The 15,658-nt window shown below is 55.1% G+C and carries 16 protein-coding genes, 1 tRNA gene, 1 other RNA gene and 2 pseudogenes; 3 read left to right on the top strand and 17 right to left on the bottom strand.

Translation table 11 applies throughout. The features are described 5' to 3' along the window. Positions 1 to 11 precede the first annotated feature (11 nt). Both ATHL_RS10365 and ssrS read left to right on the top strand, forming a co-directional pair. Positions 12 to 233: a YtxH domain-containing protein gene (locus ATHL_RS10365; RefSeq protein WP_062193199.1), complete on the top strand. Its 222-nt coding sequence runs from the start codon at positions 12 to 14 to the stop codon at positions 231 to 233. A 75-nt stretch (positions 234 to 308) separates the two neighbouring features. After that, positions 309 to 484: non-coding RNA, 6S RNA (gene ssrS / locus ATHL_RS10360), on the top strand. Between the two features lie 41 nt (positions 485 to 525). Here the strand turns inward: ssrS and hisIE are convergent. From hisIE to ATHL_RS10290, 13 genes and pseudogenes are all read right to left on the bottom strand, one after another. Next, a pseudogene (gene hisIE / locus ATHL_RS19720) lies at positions 526 to 1,144 on the bottom strand (bifunctional phosphoribosyl-AMP cyclohydrolase/phosphoribosyl-ATP diphosphatase HisIE). A 15-nt stretch (positions 1,145 to 1,159) separates the two neighbouring features. After that, positions 1,160 to 1,933: an imidazole glycerol phosphate synthase subunit HisF gene (hisF, locus tag ATHL_RS10345; protein WP_062193191.1), complete on the bottom strand. Its 774-nt coding sequence runs from the start codon at positions 1,931 to 1,933 to the stop codon at positions 1,160 to 1,162. 2 nt (positions 1,934 to 1,935) lie between these two features. Beyond that, the gene (gene hisA, locus ATHL_RS10340) at positions 1,936 to 2,661 is read right to left on the bottom strand and encodes a 1-(5-phosphoribosyl)-5-[(5-phosphoribosylamino)methylideneamino]imidazole-4-carboxamide isomerase (protein WP_062193188.1); all 726 of its coding nucleotides are present in this window, start codon (positions 2,659 to 2,661) and stop codon (positions 1,936 to 1,938) included. Beyond that, positions 2,658 to 3,272 (bottom strand): imidazole glycerol phosphate synthase subunit HisH, encoded by a 615-nt coding sequence (hisH, locus tag ATHL_RS10335; protein WP_062193185.1) that lies wholly within the window; start codon positions 3,270 to 3,272, stop codon positions 2,658 to 2,660. Before hisH ends, hisA begins: the two co-directional genes overlap by 4 nt. Continuing rightward, complete coding sequence (gene hisB / locus ATHL_RS19715; protein WP_062193301.1) at positions 3,269 to 3,904, bottom strand: imidazoleglycerol-phosphate dehydratase HisB; 636 nt, start codon at positions 3,902 to 3,904, stop codon at positions 3,269 to 3,271. The genes hisH and hisB overlap by 4 nt, the downstream gene beginning before the upstream one ends. A gap of 78 nt (positions 3,905 to 3,982) precedes the next feature. Beyond that, positions 3,983 to 4,414, bottom strand: a pseudogene (locus ATHL_RS19710) (DJ-1/PfpI family protein); the annotation flags it as partial. Then, a complete protein-coding gene (gene hisC / locus ATHL_RS10325; protein ID WP_062193182.1) occupies positions 4,411 to 5,517 on the bottom strand; it encodes a histidinol-phosphate transaminase in 1,107 nt (368 codons plus the stop codon). The pseudogene ATHL_RS19710 and the gene hisC, both read right to left, overlap by 4 nt. Then, on the bottom strand, positions 5,514 to 6,836 hold the full coding sequence (gene hisD / locus ATHL_RS19145) for a histidinol dehydrogenase (RefSeq protein WP_062193180.1): 1,323 nt from the start codon (positions 6,834 to 6,836) through the stop codon (positions 5,514 to 5,516). The genes hisC and hisD overlap by 4 nt, the downstream gene beginning before the upstream one ends. A gap of 5 nt (positions 6,837 to 6,841) precedes the next feature. Beyond that, a complete protein-coding gene (hisG, locus tag ATHL_RS10310; protein ID WP_062193177.1) occupies positions 6,842 to 7,855 on the bottom strand; it encodes an ATP phosphoribosyltransferase in 1,014 nt (337 codons plus the stop codon). A gap of 233 nt (positions 7,856 to 8,088) precedes the next feature. Then, positions 8,089 to 9,222, bottom strand: a complete 1,134-nt coding sequence (locus ATHL_RS10305; RefSeq protein WP_062193175.1) for a site-2 protease family protein — start codon at positions 9,220 to 9,222, stop codon at positions 8,089 to 8,091. A gap of 176 nt (positions 9,223 to 9,398) precedes the next feature. Continuing rightward, the gene (locus ATHL_RS10300; RefSeq protein WP_201797959.1) at positions 9,399 to 10,553 is read right to left on the bottom strand and encodes a Gfo/Idh/MocA family protein; all 1,155 of its coding nucleotides are present in this window, start codon (positions 10,551 to 10,553) and stop codon (positions 9,399 to 9,401) included. A 14-nt stretch (positions 10,554 to 10,567) separates the two neighbouring features. Continuing rightward, positions 10,568 to 11,578: an MFS transporter gene (locus ATHL_RS10295; protein ID WP_236822365.1), complete on the bottom strand. Its 1,011-nt coding sequence runs from the start codon at positions 11,576 to 11,578 to the stop codon at positions 10,568 to 10,570. 14 nt (positions 11,579 to 11,592) lie between these two features. Further along, on the bottom strand, positions 11,593 to 12,900 hold the full coding sequence (locus ATHL_RS10290; protein ID WP_062193164.1) for an MFS transporter: 1,308 nt from the start codon (positions 12,898 to 12,900) through the stop codon (positions 11,593 to 11,595). A gap of 59 nt (positions 12,901 to 12,959) precedes the next feature. On the opposite strand from ATHL_RS10290, the gene ATHL_RS10285 reads away from it, so the two are divergent. After that, a tRNA-Arg gene (locus tag ATHL_RS10285) sits at positions 12,960 to 13,033 on the top strand. Between the two features lie 387 nt (positions 13,034 to 13,420). On the opposite strand, the gene ATHL_RS10280 is transcribed toward ATHL_RS10285, so the two are convergent. The 4 genes from ATHL_RS10280 to ATHL_RS10270 are packed head-to-tail and all read right to left on the bottom strand — an operon-like array spanning position 13,421 to position 15,622. Then, positions 13,421 to 14,680 (bottom strand): cysteine desulfurase-like protein, encoded by a 1,260-nt coding sequence (locus ATHL_RS10280; protein ID WP_062193161.1) that lies wholly within the window; start codon positions 14,678 to 14,680, stop codon positions 13,421 to 13,423. Continuing rightward, positions 14,677 to 14,826: a hypothetical protein gene (locus ATHL_RS18885; protein ID WP_162787667.1), complete on the bottom strand. Its 150-nt coding sequence runs from the start codon at positions 14,824 to 14,826 to the stop codon at positions 14,677 to 14,679. Before ATHL_RS18885 ends, ATHL_RS10280 begins: the two co-directional genes overlap by 4 nt. Further along, entirely contained in the window at positions 14,787 to 15,263 is a 477-nt protein-coding gene (locus ATHL_RS10275) for an aminotransferase class V-fold PLP-dependent enzyme (protein WP_062193159.1), read from the bottom strand. The genes ATHL_RS18885 and ATHL_RS10275 overlap by 40 nt, the downstream gene beginning before the upstream one ends. After that, complete coding sequence (locus ATHL_RS10270; protein WP_062193156.1) at positions 15,260 to 15,622, bottom strand: hypothetical protein; 363 nt, start codon at positions 15,620 to 15,622, stop codon at positions 15,260 to 15,262. The genes ATHL_RS10275 and ATHL_RS10270 overlap by 4 nt, the downstream gene beginning before the upstream one ends. Between the last annotated feature and the right edge of the window lie 36 nt (positions 15,623 to 15,658).

The following is a 15,658-nucleotide window of genomic DNA, read 5'->3' as shown; positions in this document are numbered from 1 at the left end:
AAGGAGGCAAGATGAACAAGGTTTTAAGTGGGATGCTTGGTTGGATGGCCGGGGCAATTGTGGGAACGGCCATTGGCCTTTTGCTGGCACCGTCTTCGGGGCGTCAGCTGCGTGCCGATATTCAGGGGTACACCGATCAGGTGCGCCGGGAAATTGAACTGGCGGCTGAGGAACGTCGTCAGGAACTTGAAGAACAACTGGCACGTCTGCGTGGAGAGATAAAGTCCGAATAAAGCGTGCAATCTGATTTGCGGTTGAGGCGATTCATTTTTACCTTCACAACCGCGATTTTTTGTGGTATCTTTGCGTTAGCCCTGCTGTGCTCGTGATGCCGCATCACCGGTTTTGAGCCAACACTTAAAAAAAGGGTGTCAATCTCACGGATGCAATGCGTTAGGTCTCGGCCAAGGCAAAGCTACCGGGTAGGCACCCACCTGCGAGAGCAGGTTCAAAACTCCGCAGCACACGGCATGGCGGGGTGAACCTTTTCGGAAGAAGAACAACAGCGTCAGGTGAGGCTGTTGTTCATTTTTTATTTTTATGTCGCCGGCCTAATTCTGCTGAGATATCTGCAGGTGAAAGGCCACGGAAGGCCAGTAAAACGAGGGTATGATAGGCAAGATCGGCCACTTCTTCGATCAGCCGTTCGTCTCCCTGGGCTTTGGCCGCGAGGATGACCTCTACTGCTTCTTCTCCAATTTTTTTGAGAATCTCATCTTCTCCCGCCTTGAAAAGGTGGTTGGTGTAGGAATTCTCAACTGGATGGTCACGGCGTTCACAGATGATCTGGTAGAGTTCTTCAAGAGTCATGGGGGCTGTTCTTTTCTTTGAGGGGTAGGGGGGTGAAAAAACAACTGATGGCACCGGTATGGCAGGCAGGCCCGGCAGGGTGGACTTTGATCAGTAACGTATCCTGGTCACAATCCAGCATGATTGAAGTGACGTACTGCACGTTTCCAGAGGTGGCCCCCTTATGCCAGAGTTCCTTCCGACTGCGCGACCAGAAGTGGGTCTCGCCGGTGGCCAGAGTGCGTTCCAGTGCTTCACGATTCATATAAGCAAGCATGAGCACCTCTCCGGTAGAGGTATCCTGAACGATGGCTGGGATAAGGCCGCGTTCATCAAAGTGGATTTCGGTTTCCATGGGAACAGAACCTTTCTAAGTCTTTCGCACCGGAATACCCCGGGCAAAAAGGTAGTCCTTGAGGTCTGGAATACGTAATTTGCCATCATGGAAAAGCGAAGCCGCAAGAGCGGCGTCAGCGTGGCCCTCGGTAAGCACAGCGGCAAAGTGTTCCGGAGCTCCTGCACCTCCCGAAGCGATCACCGGCACCGGTACGGCATCAGCGATGGCCCGGGTTAATTCCAAATCGAAGCCAGAGAGAGTGCCATCGGCATCCATGCTGGTCAGAAGAATTTCACCGGCGCCAAGAGCCACGCCACGCGTGGCCCATTCGACGGCATCCAGGCCGGTGGGCAACCGTCCCCCGTTGATGATCACCTCCCAGCGGAGTGCCTTCTGGGCATGGGAAACACGGCGCGCGTCGATAGCGAGGAGAATACACTGACTGCCAAATCGGTCTGCTCCTTCTCTAAGCAGGTTCGGGTTACGCACCGCGGCAGAATTGATGCTCACTTTATCGGCACCGGCCAGCAGAAGGCGGCGCATATCCTCCACACTCCGAATTCCTCCGCCCACCGTGAGGGGCAGGAAAACCTGTTCGGCAACCCGACGCACGGTGTCCACCACGGTTTCACGCCCCTCATGGGTAGCAGAGATATCCAGAAAGGCCAGTTCGTCGGCTCCGGCTTCGTCGTAAGCCCGGGCCTGTTCTACGGGGTCTCCCGCATCGCGAAGGTTGGTGAAACGCACTCCTTTAACAATGCGTCCATTGGCGATATCCATACAGGGGATAATCCGTTTTGCCAGCATTTTTATACCACCTCCTCCAGGCGAATGGCGCCTTCATAAAGGGCCCGCCCGATGATGACTCCCGCCAGGTTGGCCTGCCGCACAGCCTGAACTTCACCGGCACTGCTGATTCCCCCGGAGGCAACCACTGCGAGCCCGCTTTCACGGGCTATCTGGCAGGTGGCCTGCAGGTTAAGGCCGGTTTGCAGGCCATCACGGGCAATATCTGTAAATACAAGCCAGTGTAACCCCGCCTGGCGCAGGATGAGTGCGGCCTGCAGAGCAGAGACACCCGTGGTCTGTTGCCAGCCGTGCACCCGCACAAGCCCATCGCGGGCATCCAGGCTGGCAGCGATGCGGTCTTCGCCCCAGCGTTTCAAGGCCTCGGTAAGCGTCGCGGGGTCTTTGATGGCAAGGGTCCCCAGAACCACCCGGCTTACCCCCAGCTCGAGCACCTGCTCAACGGCCTGGAGATGGCGAAGACCGCCGCCGAATTGAACCCGGGCATGATACCGTTTTCCTACCTGGAGGATAGCGCGCAATGCCTCACGATTGGCCGAATCGGGCTGATCGAAAGCGCCATCAAGGTTGACTACGTGAAGCCAGCGTGCACCGGCCGTAAGCCATCGTTCAGCAACTGCGGCCGGATCGTCGGAATAAGCTGTAAGGCGTTCAGGGTCGCCTTCCTGGAGGCGCACCACCTTACCACCGCGTAAATCGATGGCTGGAAACACAATAAATTCGCTCATATTTTAAAGAAATTCTCCAGAACCCTGCGGCCAACTTTCTGGCTCTTTTCGGGGTGAAATTGTACCCCAAAGAGGTTGCCATGTTGAACGGCACTGCAGTAATCCAATCCATAATCCGTCAGGGCGATCACATCAGGGGGGGTGGCATCACAGAAATAGGAATGATTGAAGTAAACGTACACACCGGACTCCAGGTCAGTAAATAGAGGGGAAGGGTGGGTGAAGTGAAGTTGATTCCATCCTGTGTGAGGAATTTTTAGCCCATTGAAAGCAGGAAAACGTACCACCCGCCCGGGTAGTAAACCAAGGCCGGGGTGATCGCCCGACTCTGCGCTGGATTCGAAGAAAGCCTGCATACCCACGCAAATTCCAAAGAGTGGGTCGCCACGCTGGAAAACTTCACGCACAACCTCGTCCAGAGCGTGCTCTTTCAATCCCTGCATAAAAGCGCCGAAAGCACCCACACCCGGTAAAATAACTCTACCCCCTTGCTGGAGGTCATGGGGATCGGAAGTGACGTGAATCCGATACCCCAGGGCTTGCAGGGCATGGTGAACCGAATGCAGATTGCCGGTTCCAGCATCGATCAGGATGGCGTCTATCCGGTTCATAAGACCCCCTTACTGGAGGGAATGAAGCTCCCCCGACGCGGATCAAGCCGGGTGGCAGTGCAGAAGGCTCTGCCGAGAGCTTTAAAGAGGGCTTCGGCTTTGTGGTGGTCGTCGTTCCCGTACTGGATGATGGCGTGCAAATTGCAGCGGGCGTTCTGTGCAAGGCTTTCGAAAAAATGGACAAAAAGAGTATTGGGTATCCCGCCAACGGATGGAAGTGTCCAATTCCCCTGAAAAACGCAGTACGGTCTTCCAGAGAAATCTACGGTGACCCGGGCCAGGCTGTCGTCCATGGGAACTTCTGCGGAAGCCATTCGTACAATTCCAGCGCGATCTCCAAGCGCCTGTTGGAAGGCCAACCCCAGGGTGAGAGCGACGTCTTCCAGGGTATGATGAGCGTCAATTTGCAGGTCGCCCTGTGCATCCACCTGCAGGTCAAATAGACCATGCACGGCTACCTGGGTTAACATGTGGTCAAGGAACGGGAGACCGGTTTGAATCTGGTGTTTTCCGCATCCGTCCAGGTTAAGCCGGACGGTAATGTTTGTCTCGGCGGTTTTTCGCTCGGTGGTGACCAGCCGAGGCTGAGGCAAGGTAGCGTCTGATGCCCCTGATATACTGCGCAGGGGCATACCCTGAATTAAACTGCGTGCTACCGCCTGCGCCAGGTCGAGTGCTGCTCGGATATCACTGGCGCTGAGCACCGGGCCGTCCAAAACCAACGGTTGAGGCGAGGGATGAACTCCCAGGCTGGAGAGCCTGGCTTCTACTTCTGGCGGTGAAGCAATTTCGTGCCCCTTTAATAGACCCGCAGCTGCCAGTAAAAGGGCTCCATGCCCAATGAGGAGGATTTGCGGGGTGTCTCGGGCAGTGGCGAGCCAGGAGAGGAAGGAAGGATTTTCAACCTGCTTCGAAGCCCCCGGACCGCCGGGAACACAGAGAAGATCATACCCTTGCAGGGAGGAAGTCATACGGGTGGGATAGTAGTGCAATCCATAAGCGTCAAAGACTTCGCTGTAAGGAGAGCAAAGGTCGCATTGAAGGAGACCGGGAGCATTCCATGCGGCCCGGGCAAGGGGCTCGTAGAGGGTAGAAAATTCCAGACTGGAAAATCCATCATAAAGGATCACAGCAACTTTCATAGGGTTTCCTCAATCTTTCGCAAGGTTTCCAGAAGGATGTCGGTATCCTGTGGCCGGCCGACCGAAATGCGAATGAAATTCTGGAGCAGGGGAGTGGCATAATGGCGTACCAGAATCCCCTGCGCGGCGAGGATTCTCTTCAGCCCGGCGGCGTCGAGGCCTTCTACCCGGCAGAGGATAAAATTGGCTTCAGAGGGAAAAGGGCGCAGGTACGAAATTTCGGAGAGTTTCTGAAAGAGGCGTGTACGCTCGGTTTTAATTCTCTCCACATTTTCGGCCAGTATGTCCAGGTCCTGTAAGGAGGCAATCGCAGCCTCACTGGCGGCGACATTCACGTTGTAGGGTTGTTTGGCTTTCCAGAGGATGGGCATGAGCCAGCGGGGAAAAGCCCCATAACCGACACGAAGCCCGGCCAGCCCTGCCCATTTGCTGAAGGTGCGAAGGACGATCAGATTTTCACGCTCTACTACCTGGCGGATGAGGCTGCGACCCTGGCCGAGGCGTCCATCTCCATGAGTGAACTCAATATAGGCTTCATCTATAACGACCAGGCTGGGGCTATCAAGGACGGTGTTCACTTCTTCACAGGTTGGAAAGCGTCCGTCGGGGTTGTTGGGAGCGGTAAGGAAGATTACCCGGGGCGCGCGGTCGGCGATTACCTGTTGGATGCGTGGTAGATCCAGAGAAAAATCGGCCCGACGCGGCACATCGATCACCTGACCGCCATTAAGCAGGGTGTCAAAAGAATACATTCCAAAAGTGGGCGGGCAATGAAGGACACAATCGCCGGGGTCAAGAATTACACGAAGGACAAGGTCGATTAACTCATCGGCACCGGAACCGGCCATCAGGTAATCTACCGGTACATGGGTGAAGGCAGAAAGAGCGTTCCTCAGGGCGCGGCTTTCGGGGTCGGGGTAAATATGCGCATAGGCGAGGTTCGCCAGAGCCGCACGGGCTTTGGGTGAAGGGCCGTAAGGGTTTTCGTTCGCATCGAGTTTAACAATGCGATCGGGGGGGATTCCCAGTCGCTCCGACAGTACCTCGAAAGGTTCAATAGGGGTATAGGGAGGAAAAGTCTCGAACCGTTGGGCGGGTTTCACAGGCGCACCTCCGCAGAAAAGGCATGGGCGTCTAATCCCTCCGCGTGGGCGATCTCCGCCGCTTTTGGGGCGATTTGCCGGGTGGTGGTTTCGTCCAGGGCAATAAGGCTGACGATGTGGATGAAATCCAACACATTCAGTGGTGAGGCGAACCGCGCTGAACCGCCGGTAGGCATTACATGGCTTGGGCCGGCCACGTAATCGCCAAGCACTTCGAAGGAGTGTTCCCCCAGGAAGACTCCCCCCGCGGCATGGATGCGTTCCGCCAGACGCCATGGATCACGAACAGCCAGGCAAAGATGCTCAGGGGCGTATTCATTGGCCAACATAACGGCTTCATCCAGGTCTCTGGTAACTACGGCGCCGCTGCGGTTGGCCAGCGATTGGGAAATAACTTCGGCGCGCGACCGTTGTTCCAGCTGGCGGGCAACCGCCAAAGCGGTCTGTTCGGCCAGCGTTGCAGAGGGGGTCAAAAGGATTGCCGAAGCGAGCACGTCATGTTCGGCCTGGGCCAGCAAGTCGGCTGCAACCCATTCAGGGTTGGCAGTTTCGTCGGCGATCACCAGGGTCTCAGTGGGGCCGGCCAGGCCATCGATGCCCACCACTCCATAAACTTGTTTCTTCGCCAGAGTCACAAAAAGATTGCCGGGGCCAAAAATTTTATCCACCCGGGGAATACTTTCGGTGCCGAACGCCAGAGCGGCAATGGCCTGCGCGCCACCCAGGGCATAAACCTCCTCGACCCCCACCAGAGCACAGGCGGCCAGGATGATGGGGGCTATCTGGCCGGTTCCACGTTGAGGAGGAGCAACCACGACGATCTCTTGTACTCCGGCTACCTGTGCTGGCACGACGGACATTAACACCGAAGAGGGCAGGGGGGCGCTCCCTCCGGGAACGTACACTCCCACCCGGCGAATTGGACGGATGAACTGGCCAAGCGTTCCTCCCAGCTGGTTGGTCATCCAGCTGGTGACCGGCTGTGCCTGATGAAAACGCCGAATGCGGTCAGCTGCCAGTTCCAGAGCCTCACGCTGAGCCGGGGTAATTTTTTTCAGAGCAGTTCTGGTCTCGTCGGGGGAGATGCGGAAACTCTGCGGGGTTTGTCCGTCAAGACGGGTCGTCCACTCTCGCAGGGCGGTATCGCCGCGTGTTCGCACATCTCGAAGGATGCGCTGTACGGCCTGATCGGGTGTCAGAGGTTCACCAAAAAGCTTCTGAAGGCTCTCAATCACAGCAACGGGCACCTCCATATCATCCAGTGGGGTGCGCTTGAGGATGGTCTGCCGGGCTGTCTCAGGATCGTAGCGTTTTAACATGGGGTCTACCTTTCTTCCAGCATACGGAGCATGGCGCTGTAACGCGGGGGTTCCTCTTCAAAGATGTAACTGACGGGCATTACCACTACGCCGCTTCCACCAATTGCCCGCAATTCATTCACGGCCTGAAAAAGACGGGCACGCGGCACAATAATATTGACCGCATACCAGTTTGGATCGCCGGAGCGTACCACTACACGCGAAATGGTTGGGCCTTGCAGGCCAGCAATGGTGGGCTGGGTAAAGATAAGTTCGGCAATGGCTTCTGGAGAAGCGCCTCGGATGTTGGCAAAAATGGCCAGTTCTTCGCTTGCACGCAGGTGGGCTTCAAAGTATTCAAGGAGCTGGCGGGCCATTTGCAGGGCCGCAGGGTTGTTTTTAAGGCTCTGCCGGTTGGCAATGAGGGCGGCCTGCGAATCTTGAATCAGCCCATCCTGGAGGGGTTTCAGGCGATTATCTCGCAGGGTTTGGCCGGAAGATACCAGGTCAGAAATAATATCGGCATAACCGATGGCCGGTGCAGTTTCCAGCGTCCCTTCAGCTGAGATCAGGATATGCTCAATGTTAGCGCGGTTGAGGAAATTGCCGGTTAGGAGAGGATATTTGGTAGCTACCCGGAGGGGCCGCCCCAGCATCACTGTGTGGGCCCGTAATGCGGCGAGGTCGTTTACTTCACTCCAGCTTTCGGGTACCGCCAGTCTTAAAGAGCAAGCCCCAAAACCGAGGGCCTCATGCAGAATCATCAGGTGGCCGTTTTCTCCGCGGCGTTCGGCGATGACATCGATTCCAGTGATTCCAAAGTCCACGCTGCCATCACGCACACTGACGACAATATCCGCCGGGCGTTGAAAGAGTACATTCAGGCCGGGGAGTGCCGGAATGGTAGCCTCATACTGCCGCGGGTTAGGCTTGTAAATGCGTAAACCACAGGCATTGAGAAACTCTACAGCGTCTTCGGCCAGCCGCCCTTTGGAAGGGAGTGAGAGACGAAGGGGTGGAAAGGTTGAAAGGTTACTCATCCATGACTCCTGAGTTATTGAGAATAAAAAAATCCCCCGGTGACCGGGGGATAGTTCTGTTTCTGGATGTACGAAAAGACTACCGACCTCCGGTCAGGCTGGGGGGAGGCTGGTATGATGATGGCGCAGGGAAATGTTGAACTGCATGGTGCCTATCTTACCAGCGGCCATCTGATTTGTCAACCTTTGGTTTGTTGAAGTTTTTATTAACTTCTTCTCCCGGTACTGCAGGATTAACCCTGAAAACTGTTTCTCATTCCCGTGTCCAGCCCAAGGTTAAGAAATCGGATAATCTGATCTTTTCGTAAGATTCCTACCAGATGGTGATTCTGGAGAACGGGAAGAACCGAGCGGTTTTCGGTCTCCATTTTATGGATGGCTGTCAGGAGCTCAGTGGTCGGGTCAACACCATCCAGATGATCGATGGAGGCCATCACCTGTCTGACTGTGAGATAGGGCCACTGTCGTTGTGGAATGGATACAATGTTTTCAAGCATAACCAGCCCATCGACTTTGTCTCCATCACGGACAAGGAATTGCTGTTGACGATCTGGAAGAATGTGTTCATTGACCAATTGCTGAATGGAGGTCAGGCCGTTAATCTCGACCATCTGGTTGTCCATGACCTGAGAGACGGTCACCCCTGAAAGGGATTGCTCAATACCTGCCTGCTGGTACACGGTGGTAGCTGCGTTTTTCAGGAGCCAGCCGACCATGGCCATCCAGAGGCCGTTGAAGATGTTTCCTGTTATGGCGGTAAGGATGCCAAATCCGATGAATCCCATGGCGAACAACTGGCCTGTCAGTGATGCAATGCGAGTGGCTTTGAATCGGCTGCGGGTGATCTGCCAGATCACTGCTCTGAGCACCCGGCCTCCATCCAGTGGGAAACCGGGAACCAGGTTAAAGATTGCAAGGATCAGGTTGATGCGCATGAGGTATTCGCTGGGAGCTGCGAGCCATGGAATGGCCTGGTCGAGGGCCCAGAGCAGGCCGAAAAAGCCAGCAAGCGAGAAACTGACCAGAGGGCCGGCAATGGCGATGCGGAATTCGCTGCCAGGAGTCTGGGGTTCGCGCTCCATCTGAGCCATTCCACCAAACATGAAAAGCGTCACCCCTTTCACGGGAATTTTCTCGCGAAGAGCCACAGCGACGTGCCCCAGTTCATGCAAGAGCACAGATGCGGCGAAAAGAAGGGCCGTCAATCCGCCAAGCAACCAGATTGCGAGGGTGTTCAGCGTTGGGTAGGCGGCAGGGAAGTAACCTGTTGCCAGGCCCCAGGTAACCAGTGCAATGATGACAAACCAGCTGGAGTGTAATTGAATGGGGACTTTCCAGATGCGCCCCAGAGAGAAGCCTTTGATCACCAGTGTCTCCTTTCGTAAGAACTCACCGATAATAAAAAAGAATATTATCTAATTTATTATAACAAATAGGGATGGCGATTCAATAGAAACTGGTGAGTCTTATATGATTCTTAGATAGAAATACGTTCAGACGAGAGACTGTACTCTCTCGTCTGAACGTGAGGGGGGTATTTTTCTTAATCGATCGGCAGATCAGGATCGAGAGGGAGCGGAACGGGTCTCCCGCCTTGCCTGGCTGAAAGCCTCATGGCCAGTGTAATTTCCTGGTCAAGGCGTGCCTGGAATGGCCCATAGGTGGGTTCTCCACCGTTCCTCACGGCGTTGATCAGGCTCAGTAAACAACCGGCTACGCCAATTTCATCGTCGTGCCACTGCTGGCCGTGCCCTTGAGGGACAGGACGGAAAGGGTTTTCCCAGGTGAGGGTAGGAAGGGATGAATCACCAGTGTGAGCTACCATGGCCACCAGAGCTCCACCATCCACGCGTTCCCAGCGGCGCTCCAGGGTAATAAAGAGGGGGGCTTCTCCGTCAGGTGAGAGGAGAGAGAGGTGCTCTTCAACGTCCAGGCCCACGCCGGTGGTAATACCCATCCCCTTCTCCGCAAGGAAGCGGCTGCTTCTCCACCAGCGCAGGGGAGAGTCATAACCCACGCTGGTCCAGTGGAACACGCCGGTTTGTCCACCTTCGAATTCTATCAGGGCATGTTCCTGAGTTTCGCGGCGCGGGCCATGTATTCCGGCCAGGCGAGACCAGTGAGAGGCCAGTTCGTAATCGTGCACTGAGCCGGTCACCTGCAGGGGACGAACCCCGAAGCCAATATAGGAACGCATCACACTGACTCCATGATAGCCGTGGCCGGCAAAGTCGTTGAATGAGGCGTAAACCCGCCCGAAGATTCCACTTTCGATCAGTTTCAGTTTAATTTGCTCCAGTGGGCGGCGGTGAAACTGTTCGGCAACCTCGATCTTCAAGCCACGCCGGGCGGCGGCGGTTATGATGGCATCTGCCTCTCGTAGCCGGTGAGCAATGGGGGTCTCCAGTAGGACGTTCAGGCCAGCCTCCACCGCCATGAGCCCCACCTCGCCGTTAGCGGCATAAGCCACACTGACAACCCCAATCTGAGGGGCGGTTTCTCGCATTAACCGGTCGAGGTCGGTGTACCATGGCAGGTTGAGTTGTTCTCCCAGGGCCCGGGCGCTCGCTTCACTGCGCCCCCAGATGGAGACAAGTTTTACTTCGCGGGGTAAAGCGCGAAGCAGGGGAGCGTATAAATAACTGGAACGCTTGCTGGTTCCGACAATGGCCACACGAATGGGGTCTTGGGGCATCATGATCCTCCTCCGGGTTATTGAGTTGGCATCGAGGCGGCAATTAAGCTGGTCTCTTCAGCTTCTGCGGCCCGGATGCCTTCCTGTTCATTGACACGGGTGAGCAGAGCCGCCCCGATAACAAAGAAGATGATCAGCGAAATAATACTCAACCGGCTGTGGCCGACAATCTGCCCAACTACACCAAAGACAAATGGGCCAGCAATGCCAGCGAATTTTTCACTCACCGAGAAGAAACCAAAAAATTCGGCAGACTTACTGCGGGGCACCATGCGGCCAAACAACGAGCGACTGAGTGCCTGACTGCCCCCCTGTACGGTAGCCACAGCGAACCCCAGCGCCCAAAAATGCCATTCTTGCGACATAAAAAAGCCTGCAATGGAAATACCCGTGTAAACCAGCAGGCTGATGTAGATGGAGGTTTTCGTCCCAATCCGTTTGGCCAGCCAGCCGAAAAGAAACGCAAAAGGAATGCCCACGAATTGCACCATGAGGAGCGTTCCAATGAGGGTGGTCTGGCCAATTCCAATCTCGGCGCCGTAAATGGTGGCCATTTTAATAATGGTACCAATGCCGTCGTTGTAGAACCAGAAGGCGACCAGGAAAAGGAACAGATCGCGAAAGTGGGTGATTTCGCGAAAGGTGTGCGCCAGTCGCTGAAATGATACCCGCACCGGATTAACCCCCAGTTCACCGGCCTGAATGCGGCGTGGGGGTTCCTGAACGATGCGCAGGAGGGGAATGGAAAATACAAACCACCAGAGGGCAACACTGAGAAACGAAAGCCGGGTCATGAGGCCGGTTAATTCGGGGGGCGCCAGCATGATCATTGCCAGATTGATGGCCAGAAGCAGTCCTCCGCCCAGGTTGAGTTGTTCTCCCAGGGCCCGGGCGCTCGCTTCACTGCGCCCCCAGATGGAGACAAGTTTTACTTCGCGGGGTAAAGCGCGAAGCAGGGGAGCGTATAAATAACTGGAACGCTTGCTGGTTCCGACAATGGCCACACGAATGGGGTCTTGGGGCATCATGATCCTCCTCCGGGTTATTGAGTTGGCATCGAGGCGGCAATTAAGCTGGTCTCTTCAGCTTCTGCGGCCCGGATGCCTTCCTGTTCATTGACACGGGTGAGCAGAGCCGCCCCGATAACAAAGAAGATGATCAGCGAAATAATACTCAACCGGCTGTGGCCGACAATCTGCCCAACTACACCAAAGACAAATGGGCCAGCAATGCCAGCGAATTTTTCACTCACCGAGAAGAAACCAAAAAATTCGGCAGACTTACTGCGGGGCACCATGCGGCCAAACAACGAGCGACTGAGTGCCTGACTGCCCCCCTGTACGGTAGCCACAGCGAACCCCAGCGCCCAAAAATGCCATTCTTGCGACATAAAAAAGCCTGCAATGGAAATACCCGTGTAAACCAGCAGGCTGATGTAGATGGAGGTTTTCGTCCCAATCCGTTTGGCCAGCCAGCCGAAAAGAAACGCAAAAGGAATGCCCACGAATTGCACCATGAGGAGCGTTCCAATGAGGGTGGTCTGGCCAATTCCAATCTCGGCGCCGTAAATGGTGGCCATTTTAATAATGGTACCAATGCCGTCGTTGTAGAACCAGAAGGCGACCAGGAAAAGGAACAGATCGCGAAAGTGGGTGATTTCGCGAAAGGTGTGCGCCAGTCGCTGAAATGATACCCGCACCGGATTAACCCCCAGTTCACCGGCCTGAATGCGGCGTGGGGGTTCCTGAACGATGCGCAGGAGGGGAATGGAAAATACAAACCACCAGAGGGCAACACTGAGAAACGAAAGCCGGGTCATGAGGCCGGTTAATTCGGGGGGCGCCAGCATGATCATTGCCAGATTGATGGCCAGAAGCAGTCCTCCGCCCAGGTACCCGATGGCATATCCACGCGAAGAGACCTGATCAATTTCGTCGGGTCGTGCCACATGAGGAAGGAGAGCGTCGTAGAACACGAGGGAACCGGCAAAACCGACATCTCCAAGAATGAAGAAAATGGAAGCCATGAGCCAGTCACCGGTGCGGACGAAGTATAACAGGGCTGTTCCAGCTACCCCGAGGAGCATAAAGATGGTAAGAAAACGCTTTTTACCCCCGGTGAAGTCGGCAACTGCGCCCAGGATGGGGCTAAGCACCGCCGCGATGAGCAGACTGATGGATGTTGTGTAGGCCCAGTAAACCGTGGCCAGGTTACCTGGCAGGGTAGCGCCGGCTACTGAGGCATAATACACGGGTAAAACGGCGGCCATGATGGTCGTGGCAAAGGCCGAATTGGCCCAGTCGTAGAACGTCCAGGCCCAGATAGCTCGTTTATGTTGTTTTTCATCCATAGAAAGGGGCTCCCTCAGGCGATTCAGTCTTGGGAGTATTATAGTATAATTGGGAAGACGCCCCAGTAGCTCAACAGGACAGAGCAAGGCACTCCTAACGCCTAGGTTGAGAGTTCGAATCCCTCCTGGGGCATTTTTTTATTCAGGTTGAGAGCACCCGGAAGGGTGTGGTATTCGAATCCCGCCTGGGACATTTTTTTTATCCAGGTTGAGAGTACCCGGAAGGGTGTGGTATTCGAATCCCTCCCGGGGCATTTTTTTTATCCAGGTTGAGAGCACCCGGAAGGGTGTGGTATTCGAATCCCTCCTGGGGCATTTTTTTTATCCAGGTTGAGAGCACCCGGAAGGGTGTGGGTGATGTGCGATTAAAATTAGTATTTAATTATGAAATTGTAATGTTTCCGCTTGATGTTTTCAGAAAGTTGGGGTAAAATAATCCCGGTAAACGTCAGGGTGCCCCCCTCACTCTGGCGTTTGCCATTTAAAAAGACAGGGTCGCTGTTGAGGCGACCCTTCAAGGTTATTTTGAAGCCATTCGCTCGAGAGCGGTGATGAGGCGGGCTATTTCATCCAGAGAATTGTAATGGGTGGCGCCAACTCGCAGCAGGCCGCCTTTGTCTTCCAGTCCAAGGCGGGTGGTGACGGCAAGAGCGTAGAAGTTCCCATTCCAGACGTAAATTCCCTCTTGGTCAAGCCTGCGGGCAATCTCCTGCGGTGAATGCCCCTCCATGGTGAAAGAAATGGTAGGCACACGATGATCAATCAGGTCTGGGGTGGCAGGGCCGTAGATATGAACGCCCGGGATAGAGTGGAGCCCCTCTAGAATGGCGCGCGAGAGTTCAGCTTCATAGGCCCGCACCGCCGCCATGGCCTGTTTGAAGACCAGCCTTCTGCCTGTGTATTCACCCGAATAGAGTTCGAGAAAGTCATGGCCAAAATTCTTGCCAAGCCATTCAAAATATTCTAAAGCGCCAAGCACCCCGGCATACCCCTCAAAGTTACCGGTGCCTGTTTCAAATTTACCCGGTGGGTCAGCCGGTGCCGGACGCACCCGGTAGGCTGACAGGCGGTCCAGCAGGTCATACCGCCCGTAGAGCACACCCACATGTGGCCCGAAGAATTTGTAAGCCGAACAGACTAAAAAGTCACACCCGATTTTCTGCACATCGATGGGCCCGTGGGCGGCGTATTGCACCGCATCGATGTATACCAGAGCCCCGGCTCTTTTAGCCAGAGAGGTCATCTCATAGACCGGGTTAATCGTCCCCAGCGCATTGGAGGCATATCCAAAGGCTACCAGTTTGGGCCTTTCTTCCAATGCGGAGCGGAAGTCATCCAGGTCTAGCATGCCCGTATGGGGGTTAAAATCGACCCAACGTACCCGACACCCACGATCTTCAGCCACATGTAACCAGGGAGAAATATTTGCATCGTGGTCGAGATGAGTGACTACCAGAAGGTCTCCCGGTTGGAAGGTTCGTGCCAGGGCTCGACTGAGGTTAAAGGTGAGCGATGTCATGTTGGGGCCAAAAACGATTTCCTCAGGACGTGAAGCGTTGAGAAAATCGGCCATGGCGGCACGGGCGGCATCGATGGTGGCATCTGAGGCCCGGCTGGTTGCGAACTCACCCCCGTGATTGGCATTGGTCCTGGTCAGATAGGTATGTATCCGTTCAAGACTCTGGCGGGCAATTTGTGTTCCGCCGGGGTTGTCTAAAAAGATTGCCGGCTGTTGAAGTGCCGGAAAATGGGAACGAATGGCAGCAATGTCAAGCGTCATGATTCGTCTTCTTCCTGGTCGTTTTCATCACCGAAATCGAGTTCTTCATCGATATCTTCTGGACGGCGGCGGCACCACAGGAGGAGTACATGGCCTTCCTCAGTTTCTACGTTGCGGGCGGCGAGAATGGGGGCACGTTCTTCCATTCCCAGGGGGTTGCGGTAATGCAGATAAATGACCCCTTTTGACCGCCAGGCTCGATTACAACGCTCAACCAGGGAGAAATATTTGCATCGTGGTCGAGATGAGTGACTACCAGAAGGTCTCCCGGTTGGAAGGTTCGTGCCAGGGCTCGACTGAGGTTAAAGGTGAGCGATGTCATGTTGGGGCCAAAAACGATTTCCTCAGGACGTGAAGCGTTGAGAAAATCGGCCATGGCGGCACGGGCGGCATCGATGGTGGCATCTGAGGCCCGGCTGGTTGCGAACTCACCCCCGTGATTGGCATTGGTCCTGGTCAGATAGGTATGTATCCGTTCAAGACTCTGGCGGGCAATTTGTGTTCCGCCGGGGTTGTCTAAAAAGATTGCCGGCTGTTGAAGTGCCGGAAAATGGGAACGAATGGCAGCAATGTCAAGCGTCATGATTCGTCTTCTTCCTGGTCGTTTTCATCACCGAAATCGAGTTCTTCATCGATATCTTCTGGACGGCGGCGGCACCACAGGAGGAGTACATGGCCTTCCTCAGTTTCTACGTTGCGGGCGGCGAGAATGGGGGCACGTTCTTCCATTCCCAGGGGGTTGCGGTAATGCAGATAAATGACCCCTTTTGACCGCCAGGCTCGATTACAACGCTCAACCAGTGCATGCCCGTTGAAAGTTCGCACACGGGTGAGCATCAGGTTGTAAAGGCGAGGACTCTCATTCAAACCCAGCGCCCAGCCATCCATAACCGACTCAAAAACTGGTGGTGGGCCTTCGATGATGGTGATTTTTTCGTCCATAACGTTCACTCCAACTATGCTTAAAAAGGCAGTGCA

The organism is Anaerolinea thermolimosa, assembly GCF_001050195.2.
In the GTDB taxonomy this organism is placed as follows: Bacteria; Chloroflexota; Anaerolineae; order Anaerolineales; family Anaerolineaceae; genus Anaerolinea; species Anaerolinea thermolimosa.
The sequence above is the reverse complement of the archived record's forward strand: the minus strand, read 5'-3'. Positions and strand labels throughout refer to the sequence as shown.